We start from the raw sequence: 21,958 nt of genomic DNA on the forward strand, positions 1-21,958 counted from the left end.
GGGGCGGCACCCGTCCCCGCCTAGCTGCGCGCCGCCGCGCGGGGCGGCACCCGTCTCCGCTTAGCTGCGGGCAGTCGTGCCGCTGGGGCGGCACGGGTGGGCGCAGCGGTACCCCGTCGCGCCGGGCCGCGCAAACCCACCCCCGGCCCACCGCAGTACCGGCACCCCGTCGCGCCGGGTTGCGTAGCCCACCTCCGGGCCACCGCCGCACCGGGTGCCGATGGAACCAGTGCCTCCGCCGGCGTCGTCCATACGTGGCGTGCACACAACAGCCCGCTCTACCCACCGCATCCTCACCCTCGTCCTCGCCCTCCTCGGCATCCAGCTGGCCTGGCTCGCCGCCCCCGCGTACGCCTGCGGCTGTGGCGCGATGATTCCCGGCGGACAGCAGCAGGTGAGGGTCGACCGCGAGGTCTCCGTCGTCCGCTGGGACGGCCGTCAGGAACAGATCGTGATGAGCCTGACCGTCGCCGGCGACGCCGACCGCGCCGCCTGGATCATGCCGGTCCCCCACCGCGCCACCGTCGGCCTCGGCGACCGCCGCCTCTTCGAGCAGCTGGAGGAGGCCACCGCCCCGGCGGAGCGCACCGGGTACTACTTCTGGCCCCGCTCCGGCGACTGGCCGTTCGACTCCTCGGACGGCGCCTCCGCGGAGGCCCCGATCGAGGCCGGCGCCCGCCCCGGCGTCGGCGTCGTCGGCCGCCAGCAGCTCGGCCCGTTCGACGTCGCGCGGCTGACCGCCGACGACCCGGCCGCCCTGAGCGACTGGCTGCACAAGAACGGCTTCGCCCTCCCCGCCCGCCTGGAGCAGGCCCTCAAGCCCTACGTCGACATGCACTGGGAGTACGTGGCGATCCGCCTCGCCCCCCAGAACGCCCACACCCCGCTCTACGGAGCCCTCGACCCGCTGCGCCTCACCTTCGCCGCCGACGCCCCGGTGTACCCGATGCGCCTGTCCCGGCTGGCCCGCAACCCCCAGTCGCTCGGCCTGTACCTGCTCGCCGCCCACCGCATGGAGCCGCGCACGGCGATCGGCGGCGACCGGCCGGAGGTGACCTTCGCCGGACACGTCGAGGGCGCCACGGGCCCGCTGGCCGACCTGACCCGCGGCACGGACTACCTCACGGCCCTGGACCAGGAGTTCCCGGTGCCCTCCCGTATCTCCGGCGACCACGAGCTGCGACGCGCGCCGAGCGACCGCGCCTACCGCGAGGTGATCTACGACTACCACCTGCGGGAGATCGCCGGCCTCCCCGCCTGGCTGCTGACCACCGGCGCGGCCCTGACCGCACTGGCCACTGTGATCGCCGTGTTCACCGTACGCGCCACACGCCGCCGCACCTCCCGGGCACCCGTGCCCAACCTCTGAAATGCTGTGCCCTGGGATCTGGGATTCGTACGGAAGGTGCAGACGCATGAGCGGGTCGCAGCTCTGGGACGACGTCGACGACTACTTCTCCACCCACCTGGCGCCGGACGACGAGGCGCTGCTGGCCGCGTTGCGCGACAGCGAGGCCGCGGGGCTGCCGCGGATCAGCGTCACCCCGACCCAGGGCAAGCTGCTCCAGCTGCTGGCCCAGATCCACGGCGCCCGCACCATCCTGGAGATCGGCACGCTCGCCGGGTACAGCACGATCTGGCTGGCCCGGGCGCTGCCCGCCGACGGCCGGCTGATCTCGCTGGAGTACAGCCCCAAGCACGCCGAGGTCGCCACCCGCAACATCGCCCGCGCGGGCCTCGACAAGCTCGTCGACGTGCGCGTCGGCCCGGCCCTGGACACGCTGCCCCAGCTCGCCGACGAGAACCCGCCGCCCTTCGACCTGGTCTTCATCGACGCCGACAAGGCCAACAACGCGCACTACGTGGAGTGGGCGCTGCGCCTGACCAGCGCGGGCAGCCTGATCATCGTCGACAACGTGGTCCGCGGCGGCCGGGTCGCCGACGCCGCCGGCGACGACCCCGACGTGCGCGGCACCCGGGCCGCCATCGAGCTGATCGGCTCCCACCCGCGGCTCAGCGGCACCGCGATCCAGACGGTCGGCAGCAAGGGCTACGACGGGTTCGCGCTGGCCCGGGTGGTGTGAGCGCCGCCGGCGGCTCAGACCTCGTGGTAGAAGCCCACGTTCACACTGCGCGGTCCCGTCCGGTCCAGGACGACGACCTCACCGGAGCCGCCCCGCGGCAGCGGGACCGTGCCGCCGTACACGAGGGGTTGGACGTGCTCGCCGATCACCAGGCGGACCTCGGAGGACGGGTCGGGCTGCGAACCGCGCAGCCACGTCAGCTGCCAGCCGCCGTCGGCCCCGCACAGGAACTCCAGGTGGACGCGGGAGACGAACAGCCAGTCCTCCGGCGTCACGAGCCGGCACGCGGACGCGTCCCGCCCGACCCTCAGCACGGCGCCCGGCTCGCTGGGCGCGTCGGCCATGGACATCCCGGCCGTGGCGCCCTCGTCTCCCCCGGAGACGGAGGCCATGGTCAGTTCGAGCACGTGCTGCTCCCTTAGCGACGTCGCGGTGCGGCGGCCTGGTTGGACTGCCGCCGCCGCATGATAGATCGGCCGACGGGGCCGCGTCCGGCACAATGGGGTCATGACCGAGCGAAAGCCACCCGGGGTGCCGTTCGAGTCCTGGGTCGACAAGCAGATCCGCGACGCGCAGAACCGCGGTGACTTCGACCGGCTGCCCGGCGTCGGCGAGCCGCTGCCGCCCGAGGTGGAGACGGCCTACGACGAACTGTGGTGGGTCAAGCGGAAGTTGCACCGCGAGGGTCTTTCGGTGCTGCCGCCGGCGCTGGCGCTGCGCAAGGAGGCCGACGACGCGCTCGCGGCGGCCTACGCGGCGCCCTCGGAGCAGATGGTGCGGCGGATCATCACCGAGATCAACGTCAGGATCAGCGACATGATGTTCAAACCGCCGCCCGGCCCGCCGCTCGGGCGCAAGCCGTACGACGTCGAGGACGTCGTACGGCAGTGGCGTGAGCGGCGGGCCGCGGCGGGCGGGTCCGGGGCGTGAGCCCGGCCGTGGGTCACAGGCGCAGCAGCCGGCGGGACAGCTCGCGGTAGTCGCGCAGCGCGAGCCGCAGCTGCTCGGTGTCGGTGCTGGTGGCGGGCTTGTCCTCGCCCGCCTCGCCGCCCTGCCAGGACATCCGCAGGGTGCGGCGGCGCCGGGAGACGGCGTCGGTGACGTGGGCGGTGATCTCCTGCAGCACGCGGTCGGCCTCCTCCACGGCGGCCCGCGGCCCGTCGACGAAGCCGGCGAGCGCGTGCGAGAGCCGCTGCTGGAGTTCGTCCGTCTCCTCGTGCGGCATGAGCGGGGCGTCGGTGCCCTCCTGGGCGCCGGCCGCCGTGGTCGCGCCCGCGGCGCCGGTCGTGGCCGCCGTCGTGCCGGTGCCGGCGCCCGAGCCGTGGGTGGTGCCGATGGCGGTCTCACCCCGGGCGTCCGGGGCGCCCTCCTGGGGCACCCCGCCGGGGTGCGGGCCCCCGGCCACGGGGGTGCCGGCCGGCCGGCCCTCCTCGGGCACCAGCGGCGGGCGTTCCTCCGTCGCCGGGGCGCGGCGCGTGCCGTAACGGCCGTCGTCGGTCATGACGGTCAACTCCCCTTGACGTGACCGCGGGTCATCCCCCACGGCAGATGGGCGCGGTGGCCGGTGCCGGCCGCGGCGCGCTGCTCGCGCCCGGACCTGGCCGCGCGGTCCGCGCGGTGCCGCCCGCTGTCCTGCGGGGCCGGGGCCAGCAGCTCCGCGAACAGCTCGCGTCCCTCGACCAGCGCCTCGCGCAGCTCCTCGGTGCCGGGGCCGTCGCCGTCCGCGGTCAGCGGGGCGTGGGCGACGCGGTGCACGTGCCGGTAGCCCTGGACGTGGCCGGCGTGGTGCACGGAGAGCGCGTCGAGCTGCTCCTCGTACTGCCCGCCGTCCGGGTAGCCGCGCACGGCGGCCAGCTCGGCGAGCAGCCGGTCCGCCTCGGCGACCGCCTCGCGCGGCGCATCGACGAAGCGTTCCTGCAGCGCCGTCCAGCGGGCCTCGTACTGCTCGCGCCGGGCCGGCTCCAGCGGCCGCTCGTTCAGCTCCCCGTGCTTCTCCAGCCGCCGGGCGAGGTCCCGCTCGGCGGCCTTGACGTCCCCGTCGTGCCGGGCGACGGCACGGTCGTACTCGGGTCCGAAGCGCCGCTTCAGATTCCGGCCGCCGCCCGCGCCGCGGGCCCGCAGAGTCAGCGCGGCCGCGACGAGGACGACGGCCGCCACAATGATGATCACAGCGATGAGCACACCTGTGGACATGAAAGCCTTCCGGGTGCCTTCCGGGTACAACCGGCCCCTGCGGCCGGCTTCCCACCGGGTTGCCCGCGCCCGCCCCGGCAAACGGACCACGGTCCACGGCCCCGCATATTCGCTTGCGGCAGGCCCCCGCCCGCTTCCCACAATGGCGGCCATGAACTGGACCATCGCCCCGGAGCCGCACGACTCCCCGGATGCCCGCGCCCTGTGGCGGGAGTACTACACGGAGGTCAGCGACCGCTGGTACCTGCTCCACGAGGGGCACCCCACCGACCCGGACGAGCTGGAGCGGGAGATCGCCGCCGCCGACGGGTCGGATCTGGCGCCGCCGCGCGGCCGGCTGCTGATCGCACGCTACGGCGGTGAGCCGGCCGGCAGCGCGGGCGTACGGCTGCTGGACGCGGCGACGGCCGAGCTGAAGCGGGTCTTCCTGCTGCCCGCTGTGCGCGGCCGGGGCGGGGCCGGTCTGCTGGTGGCCGCGGCAGAGGACGCCGCGCGTGCGCTCGGCGCCGCCGAGCTGATCCTGGACACGCGCAGCGACCTGGTGGAGGCCCGCGCCCTGTACGCCCGGCTCGGCTTCACGGAGACCGAGCGACACAACGACGATCCGTACGCCGAGCACTGGTTCCGCAAGAAGCTCGGCTGAGCGGCGCCGACGCCGGACGCCCGGTGTCCGGCGTCCGGCGTCCGGCGTCCGGCGTCCGGGCGTCCGGCTCAGGCGACCGTCGCGCCGTGCCCGGAGTCGCGCGGCTGCTCGCGGGTCGAACCGCACAGCTCCTCGTTGAGGAGCTTGACCAGCTGGGCGAGATCGGTGGGCCTGTCCGGGCCCCACCAGTCGCCGAGCAGCTCGGCGAGGGACTCCTCCCGGGCCTGCGCGAGCCGTGCGGCGACCTCGGCGCCGGTGTCGGTGAGCACCAGGTCGACGCCCTCGCGGCGGGCGAGCCGGCGCTCCTCGACCTGCCGGGCGGCCTCCAGGATCACCTTGAGCGGCACGGGGCTGCGCTCGGCCAGCTGGACCGGCTCCACACTGCCGTACTTCTTGATCCGCAGCAGCAGCCAGCTCGCGGCCGGCAGCAGGTCGTATCCGGCCCGCTCGGTGATCGTCCGGTAGACCTCGCGGCGCCCCTCCCGGGTGCCGAGCGCGGACAGCGCCCGGCAGACCTCGTCGTAGGAGGAACGCTCAACAGGGTTGCTGGCGAGGGTCTCGGTGACGTCCGGCGCGGTGACGGAGGCGCGCAGCCGGTCCTCCTTGAGGAACCACGCCAGCACGAAGCCGAGGAGGGCGACCGGCGCGGCGTAGAGGAACACGTCCGTGATGGAGGTGGCGTACGCGTGCAGCGCCGCCGGTCGCAGCGCGGGCGGCAGGGCGCCGATACCGCGCGGGTCGGCCTTGAGCGCGTCCGGGGACGCGCCGGGCGGCAGCGTCACGCCGCGGAAGGCGTCGGTGAGTTTGTCGCCGAGGCGGCTCGCGAAGACCGTGCCGAAGATGGCGACGCCGAAGGAGGCGCCGATGGAGCGGAAGAAGGTGGCGCCGGAGGTGGCCACGCCCAGGTCCTCGTAGGAGACCGCGTTCTGCACGATGAGCACGAGGACCTGCATGACCAGGCCGAGCCCGAGGCCGAAGACGAAGAAGTACACGCTCATCTCGGCGGTCGAGCTGTGCTCGTCGAGCCGGTGCAGCAGGATCAGGCCGAGCGTGGTGACGCCCGTACCGGCGATCGGGAACACCTTCCAGCGGCCGGTGCGGCTGACGATCTGCCCGGAGACCGTGGACGACAGCAGCATGCCGAACACCATCGGCAGCATGTGCACCCCGGACAGCGTGGGGCTCACGCCCCGCACGACCTGGAGGAACGTCGGCAGATAGGTCATCGCGCCGAACATCGCGAAGCCGACGATGAAGCTGATGACCGCGGACAGGGTGAAGGTGCGGATGCGGAACAGCTTCAGGGGCAGGACGGGTTCGGCGGCCCGGCGCTCCACGGCGACGAACGCGCCGGCCAGCGCCACCCCGAGCACCGCGAGGCCGATGATCTGCGGCGAGCCCCAGCCCCATGTCGTACCGCCGAGGGAGGCGACCAGGATCAGGCAGGTCGCGACGGACGCGATGAGGACGGTGCCGAGGTAGTCGATGGTGTGCCGGGTCGAGCGGCGCGGGATGTGCAGCGCGGCCGCGATCACGGCGAGGGCGACGACACCGACGGGCAGGTTGACGTAGAACACCCAGCGCCAGCTCAGGTGTTCGGTGAACAGTCCGCCCAGCAACGGCCCGAGCACGCTCGTTGCACCGAACACCGCCCCGAACAACCCCTGGTAGCGGCCGCGTTCGCGGGGTGAGACGACGTCCCCGACGATCGCCATCGACAGCACCATCAGCCCGCCGCCGCCGAGGCCCTGCACGGCCCGGAAGGCGATCAGCTGCGGCATGTTCTGCGCCATCCCGCACAGCGCGGACCCCACCAGGAAGATGACGATCGCCGTCTGGAACAGCTTCTTGCGCCCGTACTGGTCGCCGAGCTTGCCCCACAGCGGGGTCGCGGCGGTGGAGGCCAGCAGGTACGCGGTGACCACCCAGGACAGGTGCTCCAGTCCGCCGAGGTCGCTGACGATGGTGGGCAGCGCGGTCGACACGATCGTCTGGTCGAGGGCGGCGAGCAGCATGCCCAGCAGCAGGGCGCCGATCGAGACGAGCACATTGCCGGACACGTGCTCCTGCTGCGCACTCGCCGTCCTGGCCTGCGCGTCGACGGTCATGGAGACCTCCCCGGGTGTCGTGACACATCCATCCTGTTCGGTGTGACCGGTTATGGCCTGTTGAGTCCTGTTGGAGCCCAGTATTCCGGGGGGAGCCGCCTTCACCTGTGTGGAGGAGCCGCATAATCTCTGGAGTTTGCATGGGGAGGGGCGAACAAGTGGACGAACACGGGGGCGGAACCGGCACCCACCAGTGCCCGGAGTGCGGAGCGCCGAGGGCGGCCGACAACACCCCGTCGTGCGGCTGCGGCCGACGGGCATCCGACGCCCTGCGCGAGGCACGCACCGCCCAGGCGGCCGCGGCGGAGGACTTCGACCCCCTGCGCATCAGACCGTACGTCGAGCTGGAGGCAACGCGGACCGCCGCGGCCGGCGAACCTGCGCTGGATGAACGGGTGCCGCCCGGGGCGACGACGGAGGCAACGGCGCCGCCGGGGGCGACGGCGGAAGAGACGGCGCCTCCGGGGACGACGGCGGCGCTCGGGGCGACGGCGGAAGAGACGATGCCACTCGGGGCCGTGGCGGCGGAGCAGACGATGCCGCTGCGGGCGGTGGCCCAGGACCGGACGACCGCGCTGCCCACCCCGCTCGCGCCGCCGTCCACCGCGCCCAGCGACACGGACCTGAGCCTGTTCGACGCGGCGGAGGCCACGCCCCACGACGAGGACACCGGCCAGCGGCCCCGCCGACGTCGCCGTACCGTGCTGCTCGCCGCGGCCGGGGCCGTGGTGGTCGTGGCCGCGTCGGCCGGGCTGGCCGGCGGCCTCTTCTCCTACGAGCCCCCGTCCCGGGACGGCGCGGCCCCCGGCGGCGTGCGCGCGGCCGTACCGGACACGGTCACGGTCACGACGGAGCCCGAGCCGTCGCCCTCCCGGACCGGATCCCCCTCGGCGGAGCCGTCCTCGGCGTCCCCGAGCCCCTCTCGGACCAGCGCGAGCCCGTCGCCGACGCCGTCGTCCTCGCCGTCCACCACCGAGCCGAGCCCGAGCCCGACCCCGACGTCCGGGGCGACCGCGACGGCGGCCACCCCCGGGTCCGGCTCCTTCGCTCCCGGCGGCGACCAGAACACCGATGCCCCGACCCTGCGCCGCGGCGACCGCGGCCCGGAGGTCAGGGAACTCCAGCTCCGCCTACGCCAGTTGCAGCTCTACACCGGCGAGGCCAACGGCAACTTCAACGGCCAACTGGAAGCGGCCCTCCGCAACTACCAGTGGGCCAGGGGCCTCGCAGCGGACGGCTGGGGCATCTACGGCCCCCAGACAAGAACCCAACTGGAATCAGAAACAACAGAACCGTAGGCAGAGCCAGAGAACTTCATGCCGGGCAGCTCGTCCAGCCAAGCCACGGGCATGCGTGCCGCCCGGGGCGGCACGGGTGGGCGCTGGGGGTCCCCCCTGCTCGAAGAGCTTGGGGGAGGCACCCCGTCGCGCCGGGCTGCGCAACCCACCCCCGGCCCGCGGCAGCACCGGGCAACCATCAACCCACCCGCAGCCGAACCAACCCACCCACAGCCAAATCCACCCGCACAGACGTCAGATCCCGCACCCACACATCAGGCCCATGCACCCCGGCCCGCTCCCCGACCCCCACCACCCGCATCCCCGCGGAGCGCCCCGCCGCGATCCCCGCCCCCGAGTCCTCGAACACCACGCACTCCGCAGCCGGCACCCCCAACTCGGCCGCGCCCTTCAGAAAGCCCTCGGGATCCGGCTTGCTCGCCCCCACGCTCTCCGCCGTGATCCGCACCTCCGGCAGCGCCAGCCCCGCCGCGGCCATCCGCGCACTGGACAGCGCGACGTCCGCCGACGTCACCAGCGCGTGCGGGACCCCGCCACGGACCAGCGACGAGAGGAACTCCGGCGCCCCCGGCACCGGCACGACCCCCTCCATGTCCGCCGTCTCCTCGGCGAGCATGCGCGCGTTGTCCGCGAGGTTCTGCTCCACGGGCCGGTCCGGCAGCAGGACCGCCATCGAGGCGTGCCCCTGCCGCCCGTGGACGACCTTCATCACCTCATCGCCGTCCAGCCCGTGCCGTTCGGCCCACCGCCGCCAGATCCGCTCCACGACGGCATCGGAGTTGACGAGCGTGCCGTCCATGTCGAGCAGCAGCGCGCGGGCGGTGAGAACGGTGGCCGGCATCGGCGACTCCCAGGAAGTGAGCGAACAAGCCCCCGGAGGGACAAGGTGGTCCCGCCCGCCGGTCAGGGAAAACGGGCGGGAGCCACTTTGTTCCTCCACGGTACAAAATAGTTCCGGCATCTCGCCACCACCCCGGGAAGAGTTCACCGCCCGTTCAGCTCGGCGGCCGGCCTCACCCGGCCACCGCCTCCCACAGGCTCCAGACGCCGAGCGCCAGCATGAGCATCGCCGCGATCTTGGTGATGAGCGCCAGCGGCACCCGCTTCATCAGGGCCTTTCCGCCGACGATGCCGAGCCCGGCGACCGCCCACAGGCCCAGCACCGCACCGAGACCGACGGACAGCGGGTCGTCGTAGCGGGCGGCGAGGTTGGCGGTCATGATCTGCGTGAGGTCGCCGAACTCGGCGACCAGGATGAGCATGAAGCCCGTCCCCGCGACCTTCCAGAAGGACTGCCCCTCGGGCTTACGGACGTCCTCCTCGTCCTCGTCCTTCTTCATCAGCAGCATCGCCGCGCCACCCAGGAAGAGCACACCGGTCAGCGCGTGCACGATCTGCTGCGGCAGCAGGGTCAGCACGCTGCCGGCCGCGACGGCGAGCGCGACGTGCAGCGCGAAGGCGGCGGCGACACCGGCGAAGACGTAGGACGCGCGGTAGCGGGTGCCCAGGACGAGGCCGGCGAGCGCGGTCTTGTCCGGCAGTTCGGCGAGAAAGATGACGCCGAAGACGAGCGCCGTCACGGTGATGCTGATCAAGATCCCTCAATCGGTCGGGGCTGCCCCACCGAGAGTGCGGTACGTCACGCGCAAGACACCTCGGCACGGCAGCACACTCCTCGCCCATGCCGTGCGGGCATGGGCGTGCACTGCTTGCCGAAGGTCTCGCTGGCGGATGCCCGCGATCCTCGCGGGTCCGCTCCGGGCGCCGGCTCGGGCTGACCGAGCAGTATGTCGACGACACCGGCGAAGAGCTACTCCCCTTCTGCGCCACCCATCGTACGCGACGGAAAGTTCGACCGTGAACCTTGTCGTGTCATGAACACGTCACTAACCTCTCACCGCGCGCACATCTCCCCGCAACACGGCACCGCGAGCATTCCAGCGCTCGCGCTCCAACACCCCCACTACCCAAGGGAGTTCGCATGCCGAGGTTCTACGCGCGTCGACGGGTGAGCATACTCGCGGCGCTCACCGCGCTGACAGCCTCCGTGACCCTCTTCACGTCCCCCACCGCCTCCGCCGCCCTGCCCACCCCGGTCAGCGGGGCCACCGCCCGCAGCTACCTCGCCCAGCTCACGGTCGCCACCGAGAACCGCACCGGCTACAGCCGCGACCTCTTCCCGCACTGGATCACCATCAGCGGCACCTGCAACACCCGCGAGACCGTCCTCAAGCGCGACGGCACGAACGTCGTCACCGACTCCTCCTGTGCCGCCACCAGCGGCAGCTGGTCCTCCCCCTACGACGGTGCCACCTGGACCGCCGCCTCCGACCTCGACATCGACCACCTCGTGCCGCTCGCCGAGGCCTGGGACTCCGGCGCGAGCAAGTGGACCACCGCCCAGCGCCAGGCCTTCGCCAACGACCTCACCCGCCCGCAGCTGATCGCCGTCACCGACAACGTCAACCAGGCCAAGGGCGACCAGGACCCGGCCACCTGGATGCCGTCGCGCACCGATTACCGCTGCACGTACGTCCGCGCCTGGGTGCAGGTGAAGTACTACTACGACCTCTCGGTCGACAGCGCCGAGAAGAACGCGCTCACGAACTACCTCGCCGGCTGCTGACCGCCGACGGGCCGGCGCCACGCGGGACGTCCGCGCGGCGCCGGCCCGAATGCGCGGTGCCTAATGTTGAACTTGCAAGCACAAGTGAGGTCTGCCTAACCTTTGGGCTCACTCGGTACCGCCGTCCCCACGTCCGGCCGCCGAGGCCGTCGCGTTCGACACCGAAGGAGCCCCCCCATGACCGCTCGCCTCAACGGCGCCCAGCCGTATGTGCTCGGCCTGTTCCGCATCGTCGTCGGCCTGCTCTTCGCCTGCCACGGCGCCGCCTCGCTCTTCGGCGTCCTGGGCGGAGCGGCCGGCAGCAACGGCGGCACCATCCCGGCCGGCACCTGGCCCGGCTGGTACGCGGCCGTGATCCAGCTGGTCTGCGGCGGGCTGGTCCTGCTCGGCCTGGGCACCCGCGGAGCCGCCCTCATCGCCTCCGGCTCGATGGCGTATGCCTACTTCGACGTGCACCAGGGCATGGCGCTGTGGCCGATCCAGAACGGCGGCGAGGCGTCGGCGATGTTCTGCTGGGCGTTCTTCCTGCTGATCTTCACCGGCTCCGGCGCGTTCGGCGTGGACCGTCTGCTGGCCCGGCGCGGCGAGAGCACGGACCGCCCGGCGGCGGAGCGGACGCCGGTGACCGCCTGACCCCCCCGGCGAGAGGCGCCTCCCGCCGCCGGGGGGCGCTTCTCGTGCTCCAGCACCTGCTCCACGCCACTTCCCATAACTCCCGATCGACACATCAACCCCGCAGGCCCCTCCTGTCACCCGACAGGCGTACGCTGTATGGCTGTCATCGGCCGATCACTGCCGCTCCCCGCGCTCGCCGCGGCACGGTACGGCCCACGGGGGAGTACGGGGAGTAAGCGGTGCTGGAGTGTGTCGGGTCGCTGACCGGCAGCCCATGGATCTACGCGGTCGTCGCGGCGTCCGTCCTGCTGGATGTGTTCCTGCCGATCCTGCCGAGCGGCGTCCTCGTCGTCACGGCGGCGACCGCGGCGGCCGCGGGCTCCGGAGCGGCGGGCGGAACGACCCCCGCCCAGGTCCCCGACCTGCTCTTCCTCATCCTCTCCGCGGCGACCGCCTCACTGCTCGGCGACCTGGTCGCCTACCGGCTGGCCTGGCGCGGGGTGGCCCGGCTGGACAGCGCCATCTCCCGCTCCCGGCGGCTGAGCCGCGCGCAGGAACGTCTCGGCGCCGCCCTCGCCCGGGGCGGCGGACCCCTTGTCGTTCTGGCCCGCTTCGCACCCGCCGGCCGCTCGGTCGTCTCCCTCGGCGCCGGCGCCGCACACCACCGGGCCCGCGACTTCCTGCCCTGGTCCGCCCTGGCCGGCCTGTCCTGGGCGGCGTACAGCGCCGCCCTCGGCTACTACGGCGCCCACTGGCTCGGCGCGACCTGGCTGGCCACCGGGGTCTCGGTGGCGGCCCTGTTCGCCGCGGGCGCGGCAGCGGCGTACGTGATGCGCCGCAGGCCCCGGCCGGGGGCGTAACGCGGGAGGGCGGCGACTCGGCGCGTGGCCGTGCGGCTTGGCGCGGAGTGCCATGCGGCGCGCAGTGTCATGGCGGCGCGGAGCGCCACGCGGCGTGCAGTGCCACGCGGCGCGGCGTGCCAGGAGGCGTGGTGCGCCAGGTGGCGCAACGTGACAGGAGGCGTGGTGCGCCAGATGGCGTGGCGTGCCACTGCCGTATGACGCGAAGTGCCCCCATGGCACGGCGAGCGCCGCAGCTTGGTACGCCGCAGGACGCGACAAGCTCGCGGCACTGTGCGCCAGACGGCACCGGAAGCCACCGTGGCACCGTGCGCCCCATGTCACGGCGAGCCACGTGACACGATGCGCCACACGGCACAGCGAGCCCCCGAGGCAACGCGGGCACCAGAGCCAAGCCCCATGGCCAGGTGCGTCACACGGCACCACGAGCCCGCCGGCCCAGTGCGCCGCACGGCACAGCACGCCCCATGGCACAGCACGCCCCATGGCACAGCACGCCCCATGGCACAGCACGCCCCATGGCACAGCACGCCCCATGGCACAGCACGCCCCATGGCGTGACGCGCCCCCGAGCCCTCTACCCGAGCCGCTCGCCCGCGCCCCCTACCCCGCCCGCCGCGCCGGCGCCCCCCGGACCTCCAGGCCGTCGAGGAGCTGGGCCGTGGCGGCCGTGATGTCCTCCACCGCGCGGTCGAAGACCTCACGGTTGTGCGCGGCCGGGGCCCGGAAGCCGGACACCTTCCGCACGAACTGCAGGGCGGCGGCCCGGATCTCCTCCTCGGTGGCCTCACCGGCCAGCACGGGCGGACGCAGCGTCTTGATACTCCGGCACATGCCTCAAGTCTGGCCCCCCGCACGCCCCCTCCGCAGCGGCTGCGAAGATCTTCTTCCAGGCGGCCACCATCCACGGGGCCGACCGACGAGAGGACACCTTGCGATGACCCTCACGAACCACGCCAAACCCACGGTCGCCGTTCTCGGCCCCGGCGGCGTCGGCGGCCTGCTGGCCGCGCTGCTCGCACGCGCCGGCCACCGGGTGATCTGCCTGGCCGGCGAGGCCACGGCCGAGACTCTGCGCACCACCGGCATCAGCGTCCGCAGCCGCCGCTTCGGCGACTTCACGGCCCCCGTCGAGGCGGACACCGCGCTGCGCGAGCCGGTCGACGCGTGCCTGGTCGCCGTGAAGCACACCGCGCTCGACGCCGCCCTCACCCGGGTACCGCCCACCACCCTCGGCGACGGCCTGCTCGTCCCCCTGCTGAACGGCGTCGACCACCCGGCGGGGCTGCGCGAGCGCTACCGCGCCGACCGCGTCGCCCCGGCCGTCATCCGCGTCGAGTCGATCCGCCTCGCGCCCGGCGTGATCGAACACGGCACCGACTTCGCGGAGGTCGACCTCACCGGGGACCCGGTCCCGCACGACCGCCTCGCCCACCTCGCGGAGGCCCTGTCCGAGGCCGGCGTCACCGCCCGCGTGCTGGACGACGAGGCCGCCGCGCTGTGGGCGAAGATGTCCTTCCTCGCCCCCATGGCACTGCTGACCACCCGCCACGGGCTGCCCATCGGCGAGGTCCGCACGCGGCACCGCGACGAGCTGACCGCCCTGGTGGCGGAGACGGCCGCGGTCAGCCGCGCGTGTGGCGGTCCCGGCGACCCGGCCGCCACCCTCGCCCGTTACGACGCCTTCCCGCCCACCATGAAGTCGTCCATGCAGCGCGACGCCGAGGCGGGCCGGCCGCTCGAACTGGACGCGATCGGGGGCGCGTTGCTGCGCGCGGCGGGGCGCCACCAGGTGGCCGTGCCGGTGGCGACGCGGGTGGTGCGGGAGCTGACCGAGACGCACCGCTGAGACACGCCGGCACAGGGGAACGCACGCACGATCGACTCGTGCACTCATTCGAGTGAAGCCACGGAAGCCGCTCGCTGCCTCAATTCGAACAGGCGTAGCATTGCGGCGTGGCTACGACCTATGACTTCCCCAGTGACCTCCTCGCCGGCCAGGAGGAGCTGCATCAGGTCCGGGCCGAACTGTCGGCCCTGCTCAAGCGGCTCCCCTGGTCGGTCGAGCCGCTCGACGCCTTCAGCGACGACAACGGCTGGCGCAAGCTGGAACGCCCCGCCTCCCCCGGCTGGACCGCCGACGAGCAGGCCGAGGTGGAGAAGCTCCGGCGGCGCGAGCACGAACTGGCGGTGTTCGTCACCACGCACCGCTTCTGGTCGGAGATAGCACCCGAGAACCGGATGGACGCCCGCTCGCGCCTCAAGCACGCCCATGAGACCCCGCCCGGCGACCCGGAGAGCTAGGCCGACGGAGACTTCCGGGCCCGGAAGGTGCGGCGGTAGGTGTCCGGGGGCACCCCGAGCGCGCGATTGAAGTGCCGGCGCAGCGTGGTCGCCGTACCCATGCCGGTGGCCGCCGCGATCGCGTCGATCCCGTCGTCGGAGACCTCCAGCAACTCCTGGGCGTGCCGGATCCGCTGGGCCAGCAGCCATTGCAGCGGGGTGGAACCGGTCACGGACCGGAAGTGGCGGCCCAGGTTGCGCGAGCTCATCCGCGCTCTGCGGGCGAGGTCCTCGACGGTCAGCGGACGGTCGAGGTTCTCCAGCACCCACGGGAGCAGCTCGGCGAGCGGATGGTTGCCCGGGGCGGGGACCGGCGTGGTCACGAACTGGGCCTGACCGCCGTCGCGGTGCGGAGGCACCACCAGACGGCGGGCGACCGCGTTGGCAACCGCCGAGCCGTGGTCGAGGCGGACCAGGTGCAGACACAGGTCGAGGGCGGCGGCCTTGCCCGCGGAGGTGAGCACGCTGCCGTTGTCGACGTAGAGCACGTCCGCGTCCACCTCGACCCGGGGATACCGGGCGGCCAGCTCGGCGGCGTGCGCCCAGTGCGTGGTCGCGCGCCCGCCGTCCAGCAGCCCCGCCGCGGCCAGCACGAACGCGCCGGTGCACAGGGAGGCCACCCGGGCGCCCGCCTCATGGGCCGCGCGCACCGCGTCGACCAGCTCGCCGGGCGGGGCCACCTCGACGTCGGCCCAGCCGGGGACGATCACCGTGCCGGCGCGGGCGAGCCGGTCCAGGCCGTGGTCGGGCTCCAGCCGGAACCGGCCGAGCGGCACCGCACCGGGTCCGCACAGCTCCAGGTCGTACCAGGGGACGTCCACCGCGTCCGGCGGCGGGCCGAACACCTCGTGGGCGATGGACAGTTCGAAGTGCAGCATGCCGTCGGTCACCGCCAGCGCGACCGTGCCCGCGCCCGTACTCCCACCCGCCGTCCCCATGTCCGTAATTGTACGGGCGCTGTCGTTCCGGACACTCGCGGGCCCACCGAACGGCCGCCAGTATGGGGGTAGTTGACCGTTCAAGCAGGGAGTGAGTCATGGCAGCGGGACAGAAGGTGGCCGTCTACGGCGCGTACGGACACACCGGCCGGTTCGTGGTGGCGGAGCTGCGCGAGCGCGGATACGTCCCGGTGGCCTCCGGCCGCGACGCCGGGAAGCTGCGGGCCCTGACGGCCTCCCACCCCGGGCTCGACGTCCGGCCCGCACCGGTCGACGACGACGCCGCCCTCGACCGCGCCCTGGCCGGCACCGCCGCCGTGATCAACTGCGCCGGCCCCTTCGCCGCCACGGCCGCCCCCGTGATCGAAGCGGCCCTGCGCGCCCGCATCCCCTACGTGGACGTGGCGGCCGAGATCGAGGCCAACGCCGACACGTTCGCCCACTTCAGCGACCGAGCCCGCGCCCAGGGAGCCGTGATCGTCCCCGCGATGGCCTTCTACGGCGGCCTCGGCGACCTGCTGGCCACCGCCGCGATGGGCGACTGGACCGCCGCCGACGAGGCGCACATCGCCTACGGCCTCGACAGCTGGCACCCCACCGCCGGCACCCGCAACGCCGGCGCGGTCTCCCGCGAGCGACGCGGCGGCGCACGCGTCGTCTTCACCGACGGGCGGCTGCAGCACCGCCACGACGACCAGCCGACGCTGGAATGGCCCTTCCCCGAACCGGTCGGCCCCCGCAAGGTCATCGGGGAGTTCACCATGGCCGACGTCGTCACCCTCCCCAGCCACCTGTCCGTCCCCGAGGTGCGCACCTACATGACGGCCGACGCGGCCCGGGACGTCGTCGCCCCGGACACCCCGGCCCCCTCCCCGGCCGACGAACACGGACGGTCCGCCCAGACCTTCCTCGTCGACGTCGTCCTCCGCTCCCAGGGCCACGAGCGGCGCGCGGTGGCCAGAGGGCGGGACATCTACGCCGTCACCGCACCGCTCGCGGTCGAAGCGGTCGCCCGCGTCCTCACGGGCCGCACCAGGACGACCGGCGTCGCCTCGGCGGGCGAGATCTTCGACGCGCCCGACTTCCTGCGCGCCCTGTCCCCGCACATCGAGGTGGAACTCCCCGGCGCGTAGGTGGCACGGCCACCGCACCGCGGCACGGCCGGGACCCGTCGACGACGTAGACGACGCCGACGATGTCGACGACAAGGCCCCGGCCGGAGAGCCACGAAGGGCCTAGCCGAGGAGACCCCGCATCTCCTCGATCTCGGCGCTCTGCCCGGTGACGATGTCAGCGGCCGTCTTCTTCGCGGCCCCGTAGGCGCCCTTGGCCTGCTCGGCCCTGGCCATCTCCACGGCACCCTTGTGGTGCTCGACCATCAGGGTCAGGAACAGGGTGTCGAAGTCCTTCCCGGAGGCCTTCTGCAGCTTGGCCATGTCCTGCTCGCCCATCATCCCGGACATGCCCGGCATGCCCGACTGCGACGAATGCGCCGAGTGATCCATCCCGGGCATGGCCGAACCATCGGCCTCGGGCACGTCCTCGCCCCAGGCCCGCAGCCAGCCGCTCATGGTGCGGATCTCCGGGTCCTGCGCCTTCTCGATCCGCGCCGCCAGGTCCTTGACCTGCGCCGACGAGGCCCGCTCGGCGGCCATCCGGGCCATCTCAAGCGCCTGCCGGTGGTGCGGGATCATGCCCTGCGCGAAGGACACGTCCTGCGCGTTGTGCGCCCCGCCGGTCGCGGAGGCGGAAGCGGAAGCGGACGGGGCGGCGTGCCCCTCATGACCGCCGTCACCGCTGCCGCCCCCACAGGCGGCGAGAAGCAGCGCGGCACTCACGGCCGCCGTGACGAGACCGGCGCGGCGTGCCAGGGCACGGTGGATGTTGCTCATGGGTGAACTCCTGCTGGAAGAAAGGATTTCCGGACACACGGACGCACCGCGCCGCACAGAAGGCCGACGGCACGGCACGGGAGCGGTGTCTAGATCCGCAGCGACTGGAGTTCGGCCAGCGAGGGCGGCGCACGGGCCCCGTCCGGCGCGGCACCGATGTATCCGCACCCGGACCGGACCGGCACGACGACGGCGCCCGGGTCGGCGACCAGAGCGGGCAGCACGGGCCCACCGCTCACCGCACCGGAGGCACAGGTAACGTCGGCATGCCGCGCATGCCCACCACCGCAGTGCCCGTCGTCCCCGGCGCACCCGTCCTCGACCAGGACGACAGCGGCCCGGGAACCCGCATGCCCATGCCGCTCCGGCATGGCCCCACCGGGCGCCAGGGCATGCATCCCCAGCAACCCGACCAGCAGCCCGAGCACGGCGACCACCCGCCACGACCGCACACGCGGCCGCGGACGACGCCCCGACTCGAACCGATTCACGCGCCACATCGTAGGCAGCCCCACCCCAGGACACGCGAAAGGGCCCCCGGGTTTCACCCGAAGGCCCTCACTACGGTGGGCGCGGACGGTTTCGAACCGCCGACATCCTGCTTGTAAGGCAGGCGCTCTACCACTGAGCTACGCACCCGAGACAAGCCGACAGCCTACATTGTCCCGGGCCGTGTCCTGCAAACCAGTAGGGCGTGAGCAGGCGTAGCCGTTTTCTGAAGATCGAGCGCGTCTGCGTCCTGCGGGCAGGGCGCATGCTCGACCGCGTGCCCCAAGTGGTCCTGAGCACGCTGGTCACCCGCTTTCGCACCGCGTCCGGCGACACGGGTCGTGCCCGTGGTCCGGGAAGGCGGGGGCGGGGTCCCTCGTGTCCACGGGTTTCCGTACCGGTCTGGACGGTCCGATGCCCCGCACGATCTCTCCGGTCGTGTGGGGGCGGTGCCGTCCGACGCCGGATCGGATGGCCGAGGGCACGCCTTCCGATCGCCACGGCGGCGGCGTCATGCCGTGTGATCGGACGTCGGGGGGTGGACAGTGGCATCTGCCAGTGCTGAGCACCCCACTGCGAGGTGTGGGCCGGATCCACGGCGACGACCGCCAGGCCCTGCTCGGCGGCCATCGACACCAGTCGGCCCCTGAGTCTGGCGGTGGGGAAGCGGGAGACAAGGCGGCGGAAACGCCTGCTCCGGCCGTGCTGTTCGCGGCTTTTCCCGTCAGTGAAATCCAGGTCCTCGATCGCCACCGCGCCGACTCCGCAGCGCCGGGCGTGATGGAGCAACCGGGTCATCGCATGCCTGATCTGGGCGTCCCGGTGCGAGGCGCTGCCCGAGAGATCGTAGAAGTACCGCCGAGGCTCGCCTACCGGGTTGCCGTGCACGTCGAGGTGCCAGGCGGCGAGGTGATCGTCGTTCATGTCCACCGCGACCACGCCCCGGGACAGTGCCGTGCGCAGCGGCAGCACCGGGGCAGCAGGGCGCTGCCAGGAGGCGGTGATGTACCAGCGGCCGCGTACGACGTCGCGGTGGATGCGATACGCGACCGCCCGGTCCGTGGCGATACGGTCCCGCCATTCCTCGGACCGGTGACCGAAGGCCACGGCGGCGCCGAGCACATACCGACCGTGCGGGGCGTTGGCCAGGTGCACCAGGGTCGCCGGCAGTCGGATCGAGACCTGTCCGGTGTCGGTGACGCGGACGGTTTCGTTGCCGTAGCGCTTCCCGGACTCCCCGTCGGCAGCCAGGAACAGCCGGGCGGCCTGCCACTGGTCCCGCCATGTCTGTCCGTCGATTCCGGCGTCGTCCAGACGGTGACGCAGCCCGGCCAGCTTCTTGCCGCCGCGGACCACGTGCACACGACCCGCCGCCCAGTCCGCCTCGACTGCGGTCAGCCGATCCCGCAGGACATGCAGACGACGGGATTTGGCATGCCACTCCGCCCTGGTGGCGTAGCCGCGCACCAGCCTCGCCGCCTTGTCGGCCTTGGCACCCAGCGGGCGGGCCAGCCGCGCCTCGACTCGTGCGATCTCACTGCGCAGCCGTGCGGCCTCGGTTGCCTGGCCACGCCTGGCCAACGCCCACTGATCGTGCGTCGCCTTCGTGATACTGCCGGCCCACCGCGCCGACGAGGCAACGGTCAGCGCCCGCTTGCGCGTCGCCCATGAGTTCGCGTCGTGAGCTGTTCCCTGTCCGGACCGCACGGCGAGATCCCGAGACGCGAGCGAGCCGAGGAAGGCACCGACCTCGATCAGCACCGCCTCATCGGCCGGTGACAGTCGCAGTCGCGCTCGGATCGACACCCCGGCGGGGCCGGGCGCCACGAACGGCGCGGCCGCCTGTCGTGATCCGCCCACCCGTAGCCACCACCGATACGTAGTCCTCAGTCGTCCCGTCCAACGACCACAACGGGAGAAGGTCACCCATTCGACACAAGAACTCGTGTCCCCCGCTGCCCTCGGTGACTCCGAGCAGGCAGGCGGGGCCGTGACGGTGAAGGACGGGTCCGTGACGCTGGCGCTGCACAGTGCCGTGTACCGGTGTCGGCGAAGAGCGGGGACGGGGTGTGCGGGTGTCCGTGCCGCGGGACGGCTCCGGTGGGCATCTCGTGCCGGTGCGTACCGGCGACGCGAGAATCGCCGTGCGTCCGGCGAACTGATCGGCCCGTGTGTTCGTCTTCAACCGGTGGGAGAATGGCACCGGGCAGGGCCGAACACAGCACGGGAGAGGGATGTGACGGCGACTCCAGCGCAGGCGTACTCGTCGCCGTCCGTGTCGTACGCGCGCGTCCTGCGGGACACGCTCACCCTGGTGGGTCTGCCGCTCGTGGCCGCGCTGGTGTTGCCCGCCGCGTTCGCCGGGGGCGGTACGCGGCGCTGGTTCGGCGGGCGGGCGGAGAGCCAGCGGGCCGAGGCGCAGGCCGCGAAGGACGCCGCTGCCGCGGCCTTCTACGAACTGGACACCGCCCAGCGTGATCTGCGGATCTCCGTGGAGACGATCACGGCCGTGGACGACTCCCCGGCCGCCCGGCGCGCGGTCGCCGACTTCGCCGCGCTGGGGCAGCGCATCGACGAGGTGTCCCGGCAGTACATCGCGGCCGTGGACGCCCATGATCTCGACCGGGACGACCTGGAGGCGGCGGCCGCCTCCCGGGCGCGTACCGAGCTGAGCCGGGCCAAGGACGAGCTGGAGGCGGTCAAGCGGGAGCTGGACCGTTTCGGCGAGGGGCTGGGGCCGCTGCTGGGCAAGGCGGAGACGCAGCTGGCGCGGGTCGCGCCGGCCGTGGAGCGGGCCCGGCAGGCGCTGCTGGCGGCGACCGGCGCGCTGGACGCCGTACGGCAGTCGGGGCTGAAGGCCGACGATCTCGCGGCGCGGCTCGCCGCGCTGTCCCCGGAGCTGACCAGGCTGAATCAGGGGGCCGGGCAGCACGGTGTGGCGCCGACGCTGGAGCGGGCCGAGCGGGTGGCGCGGGAGGCGGAGGCGGTCCGGGCTCAGGCCGAGCGGCTGCCGGAGCGGGCGGCCGAGATCGATCACCGGCTGGTGTCGCTGCGGACCCGGGCGCAGGCGCTGACCACGCGGGCCGGGCAGGTGGAGCCGGTGCTGAGCGAGTTGCGGCGGCGGTTCACGGCGGCCTGCTGGCAGGACTTGCAGCGGGTTCCGGAGCATGCCGACGACAACGTGCGGCAGGCGGAGCTGAAGCTGCGGGAGGCGCAGGGCGCGCGGGACGCGCAGCGGTGGGCGGACGCGACGGCGCTGCTGTCGACGGTGCGGGCGCTGCTGAACTCCACCGACGAGGCCGTGTCGGCGGCCGGGGACCGGCTGCGGCGGCTGAACGCCGTGCAGAAGGACCCGCAGCAGGAGATCGAGCGGACCCGGTTCGCGATCCGGGACGCGCAGCGGCTGGCGATGACGGGTCGTACGACGCCGGATCCGCGGCACGCGCGGCCGCTGGACGAGGCGGTGGCGCGGCTGGACCGTGCGGTCGCGTCCCTGGAGGGCGGCCGGCATCCCGACTTCTGGCACTTCCTGACCGAGACGGAGGCGGTGCGGCAGTCGGTGGCGCGGGTGGTCGCGCAGATCCGCGAGGAGCGGGGTCATCATGCCGGTTAATCTTCTGGCATGCCTCGCTATGAGTATCGGTGCCGGACCTGTGCTGACACCTTCGAGCTGAGCCGGCCTATGGCGGAGTCGTCCGCGCCGGCGGCGTGCCCTGCCGGGCATGAGGACACGGTGAAGTTGTTGTCGACGGTGGCTGTGGGTGGGACCGCTTCGGCGTCCGCGCCTGCGCCCCGTGCGGGGGGCGGGGGCGGCGGTTGTTGTGGTGGGGGTTGTTGCGGCTAGCGCCTGCCGAGGTGCCGCACCAGGC

General features: G+C 73.2%; 24 protein-coding genes and 1 tRNA gene. 13 read left to right on the forward strand and 12 right to left on the reverse strand.

Annotated elements, in window-relative coordinates:
• Nucleotides 1-259 precede the first annotated feature (259 nt).
• Nucleotides 260-1,369, forward strand: a complete 1,110-nt coding sequence (locus tag C3489_RS14760; protein ID WP_374936746.1) for a DUF2330 domain-containing protein — start codon at nt 260-262, stop codon at nt 1,367-1,369.
• 46 nt (nt 1,370-1,415) lie between these two features.
• Nucleotides 1,416-2,084 carry an O-methyltransferase gene (locus C3489_RS14765; RefSeq protein ID WP_103782266.1) on the forward strand — a complete coding sequence of 223 codons (669 nt, stop codon included), beginning with the start codon at nt 1,416-1,418 and terminating at the stop codon, nt 2,082-2,084.
• Between the two features lie 14 nt (nt 2,085-2,098).
• Here the strand turns inward: C3489_RS14765 and C3489_RS14770 are convergent, their stop codons facing one another.
• Nucleotides 2,099-2,491, reverse strand: a complete 393-nt coding sequence (locus C3489_RS14770; RefSeq protein WP_103782267.1) for an FHA domain-containing protein — start codon at nt 2,489-2,491, stop codon at nt 2,099-2,101.
• 100 nt (nt 2,492-2,591) lie between these two features.
• On the opposite strand from C3489_RS14770, the gene C3489_RS14775 reads away from it, so the two are divergent.
• On the forward strand, nt 2,592-3,014 hold the full coding sequence (locus C3489_RS14775) for a DUF1992 domain-containing protein (protein ID WP_103782268.1): 423 nt from the start codon (nt 2,592-2,594) through the stop codon (nt 3,012-3,014).
• A 13-nt stretch (nt 3,015-3,027) separates the two neighbouring features.
• Here C3489_RS14775 and C3489_RS14780 read toward each other — a convergent pair whose 3' ends face one another.
• Both C3489_RS14780 and C3489_RS14785 read right to left on the reverse strand, forming a co-directional pair.
• A complete protein-coding gene (locus tag C3489_RS14780) occupies nt 3,028-3,585 on the reverse strand; it encodes a hypothetical protein (RefSeq protein ID WP_258054698.1) in 558 nt (185 codons plus the stop codon).
• Between the two features lie 5 nt (nt 3,586-3,590).
• Nucleotides 3,591-4,277, reverse strand: a complete 687-nt coding sequence (locus C3489_RS14785; RefSeq protein ID WP_103782269.1) for a hypothetical protein — start codon at nt 4,275-4,277, stop codon at nt 3,591-3,593.
• Nucleotides 4,278-4,428: 151 nt separating this feature from the next.
• Between C3489_RS14785 and C3489_RS14790 the strand changes: the two genes are divergently transcribed.
• Nucleotides 4,429-4,920, forward strand: a complete 492-nt coding sequence (locus C3489_RS14790; protein ID WP_103782270.1) for a GNAT family N-acetyltransferase — start codon at nt 4,429-4,431, stop codon at nt 4,918-4,920.
• Nucleotides 4,921-4,988: 68 nt separating this feature from the next.
• On the opposite strand, the gene C3489_RS14795 is transcribed toward C3489_RS14790, so the two are convergent.
• Nucleotides 4,989-7,028 carry an MFS transporter gene (locus C3489_RS14795; RefSeq protein ID WP_103782271.1) on the reverse strand — a complete coding sequence of 680 codons (2,040 nt, stop codon included), beginning with the start codon at nt 7,026-7,028 and terminating at the stop codon, nt 4,989-4,991.
• A gap of 140 nt (nt 7,029-7,168) precedes the next feature.
• On the opposite strand from C3489_RS14795, the gene C3489_RS14800 reads away from it, so the two are divergent.
• Nucleotides 7,169-8,326 (forward strand): peptidoglycan-binding protein, encoded by a 1,158-nt coding sequence (locus C3489_RS14800; RefSeq protein WP_103782272.1) that lies wholly within the window; start codon nt 7,169-7,171, stop codon nt 8,324-8,326.
• Nucleotides 8,327-8,504: 178 nt separating this feature from the next.
• Here the strand turns inward: C3489_RS14800 and C3489_RS14810 are convergent, their stop codons facing one another.
• Nucleotides 8,505-9,167 (reverse strand): HAD family hydrolase, encoded by a 663-nt coding sequence (locus C3489_RS14810; protein WP_103782274.1) that lies wholly within the window; start codon nt 9,165-9,167, stop codon nt 8,505-8,507.
• Between the two features lie 172 nt (nt 9,168-9,339).
• Nucleotides 9,340-9,921 (reverse strand): TMEM165/GDT1 family protein, encoded by a 582-nt coding sequence (locus C3489_RS14815; protein ID WP_103782275.1) that lies wholly within the window; start codon nt 9,919-9,921, stop codon nt 9,340-9,342.
• A 386-nt stretch (nt 9,922-10,307) separates the two neighbouring features.
• Between C3489_RS14815 and C3489_RS14820 the strand changes: the two genes are divergently transcribed.
• From C3489_RS14820 to C3489_RS14830, 3 genes are all read left to right on the forward strand, one after another.
• Complete coding sequence (locus tag C3489_RS14820; RefSeq protein WP_103782276.1) at nt 10,308-10,952, forward strand: HNH endonuclease family protein; 645 nt, start codon at nt 10,308-10,310, stop codon at nt 10,950-10,952.
• A 177-nt stretch (nt 10,953-11,129) separates the two neighbouring features.
• Entirely contained in the window at nt 11,130-11,585 is a 456-nt protein-coding gene (locus tag C3489_RS14825) for a DoxX family protein (protein ID WP_103782277.1), read from the forward strand.
• A 221-nt stretch (nt 11,586-11,806) separates the two neighbouring features.
• Complete coding sequence (locus tag C3489_RS14830) at nt 11,807-12,427, forward strand: DedA family protein (RefSeq protein WP_103782278.1); 621 nt, start codon at nt 11,807-11,809, stop codon at nt 12,425-12,427.
• A gap of 603 nt (nt 12,428-13,030) precedes the next feature.
• Here C3489_RS14830 and C3489_RS14835 read toward each other — a convergent pair.
• Nucleotides 13,031-13,261: a DUF2277 domain-containing protein gene (locus C3489_RS14835; protein ID WP_103782279.1), complete on the reverse strand. Its 231-nt coding sequence runs from the start codon at nt 13,259-13,261 to the stop codon at nt 13,031-13,033.
• A 103-nt stretch (nt 13,262-13,364) separates the two neighbouring features.
• On the opposite strand from C3489_RS14835, the gene C3489_RS14840 reads away from it, so the two are divergent.
• Nucleotides 13,365-14,276 (forward strand): ketopantoate reductase family protein, encoded by a 912-nt coding sequence (locus tag C3489_RS14840; RefSeq protein WP_103782280.1) that lies wholly within the window; start codon nt 13,365-13,367, stop codon nt 14,274-14,276.
• 107 nt (nt 14,277-14,383) lie between these two features.
• Entirely contained in the window at nt 14,384-14,731 is a 348-nt protein-coding gene (locus C3489_RS14845; protein ID WP_103782281.1) for a hypothetical protein, read from the forward strand.
• Here the strand turns inward: C3489_RS14845 and C3489_RS14850 are convergent.
• Nucleotides 14,728-15,708: a helix-turn-helix domain-containing protein gene (locus C3489_RS14850; RefSeq protein WP_103782282.1), complete on the reverse strand. Its 981-nt coding sequence runs from the start codon at nt 15,706-15,708 to the stop codon at nt 14,728-14,730. The genes C3489_RS14845 and C3489_RS14850 overlap by 4 nt on opposite strands.
• A 98-nt stretch (nt 15,709-15,806) precedes the next feature.
• Here C3489_RS14850 and C3489_RS14855 point away from each other — a divergent pair, with 98 nt between their 5' ends.
• Nucleotides 15,807-16,841, forward strand: coding sequence for a trans-acting enoyl reductase family protein (locus tag C3489_RS14855; protein WP_103782283.1), 1,035 nt, complete (start codon nt 15,807-15,809; stop codon nt 16,839-16,841).
• Between the two features lie 102 nt (nt 16,842-16,943).
• On the opposite strand, the gene C3489_RS14860 is transcribed toward C3489_RS14855, so the two are convergent.
• From C3489_RS14860 to C3489_RS14875, 4 genes are all read right to left on the reverse strand, one after another.
• On the reverse strand, nt 16,944-17,600 hold the full coding sequence (locus C3489_RS14860; protein WP_103782284.1) for a DUF305 domain-containing protein: 657 nt from the start codon (nt 17,598-17,600) through the stop codon (nt 16,944-16,946).
• Between the two features lie 89 nt (nt 17,601-17,689).
• Nucleotides 17,690-18,100, reverse strand: a complete 411-nt coding sequence (locus C3489_RS39065; protein ID WP_258054699.1) for a DUF6153 family protein — start codon at nt 18,098-18,100, stop codon at nt 17,690-17,692.
• Between the two features lie 67 nt (nt 18,101-18,167).
• A tRNA-Val gene (locus tag C3489_RS14870) sits at nt 18,168-18,239 on the reverse strand.
• Entirely contained in the window at nt 18,219-19,949 is a 1,731-nt protein-coding gene (locus C3489_RS14875) for a transposase (RefSeq protein ID WP_258054700.1), read from the reverse strand. Before C3489_RS14875 ends, C3489_RS14870 begins: the two co-directional genes overlap by 21 nt.
• Before the next feature lie 376 nt (nt 19,950-20,325).
• Here C3489_RS14875 and C3489_RS14880 point away from each other — a divergent pair, with 376 nt between their 5' ends.
• Both C3489_RS14880 and C3489_RS14885 read left to right on the forward strand, forming a co-directional pair.
• On the forward strand, nt 20,326-21,702 hold the full coding sequence (locus C3489_RS14880) for a hypothetical protein (protein ID WP_103782286.1): 1,377 nt from the start codon (nt 20,326-20,328) through the stop codon (nt 21,700-21,702).
• 9 nt (nt 21,703-21,711) lie between these two features.
• The gene (locus C3489_RS14885) at nt 21,712-21,933 is read left to right on the forward strand and encodes a zinc ribbon domain-containing protein (protein WP_103782287.1); all 222 of its coding nucleotides are present in this window, start codon (nt 21,712-21,714) and stop codon (nt 21,931-21,933) included.
• The last annotated feature ends 25 nt before the right edge of the window (nt 21,934-21,958 follow it).

This window comes from Streptomyces sp. Ru71, from assembly GCF_002920535.1.
GTDB lineage: Bacteria > Actinomycetota > Actinomycetes > Streptomycetales > Streptomycetaceae > Streptomyces.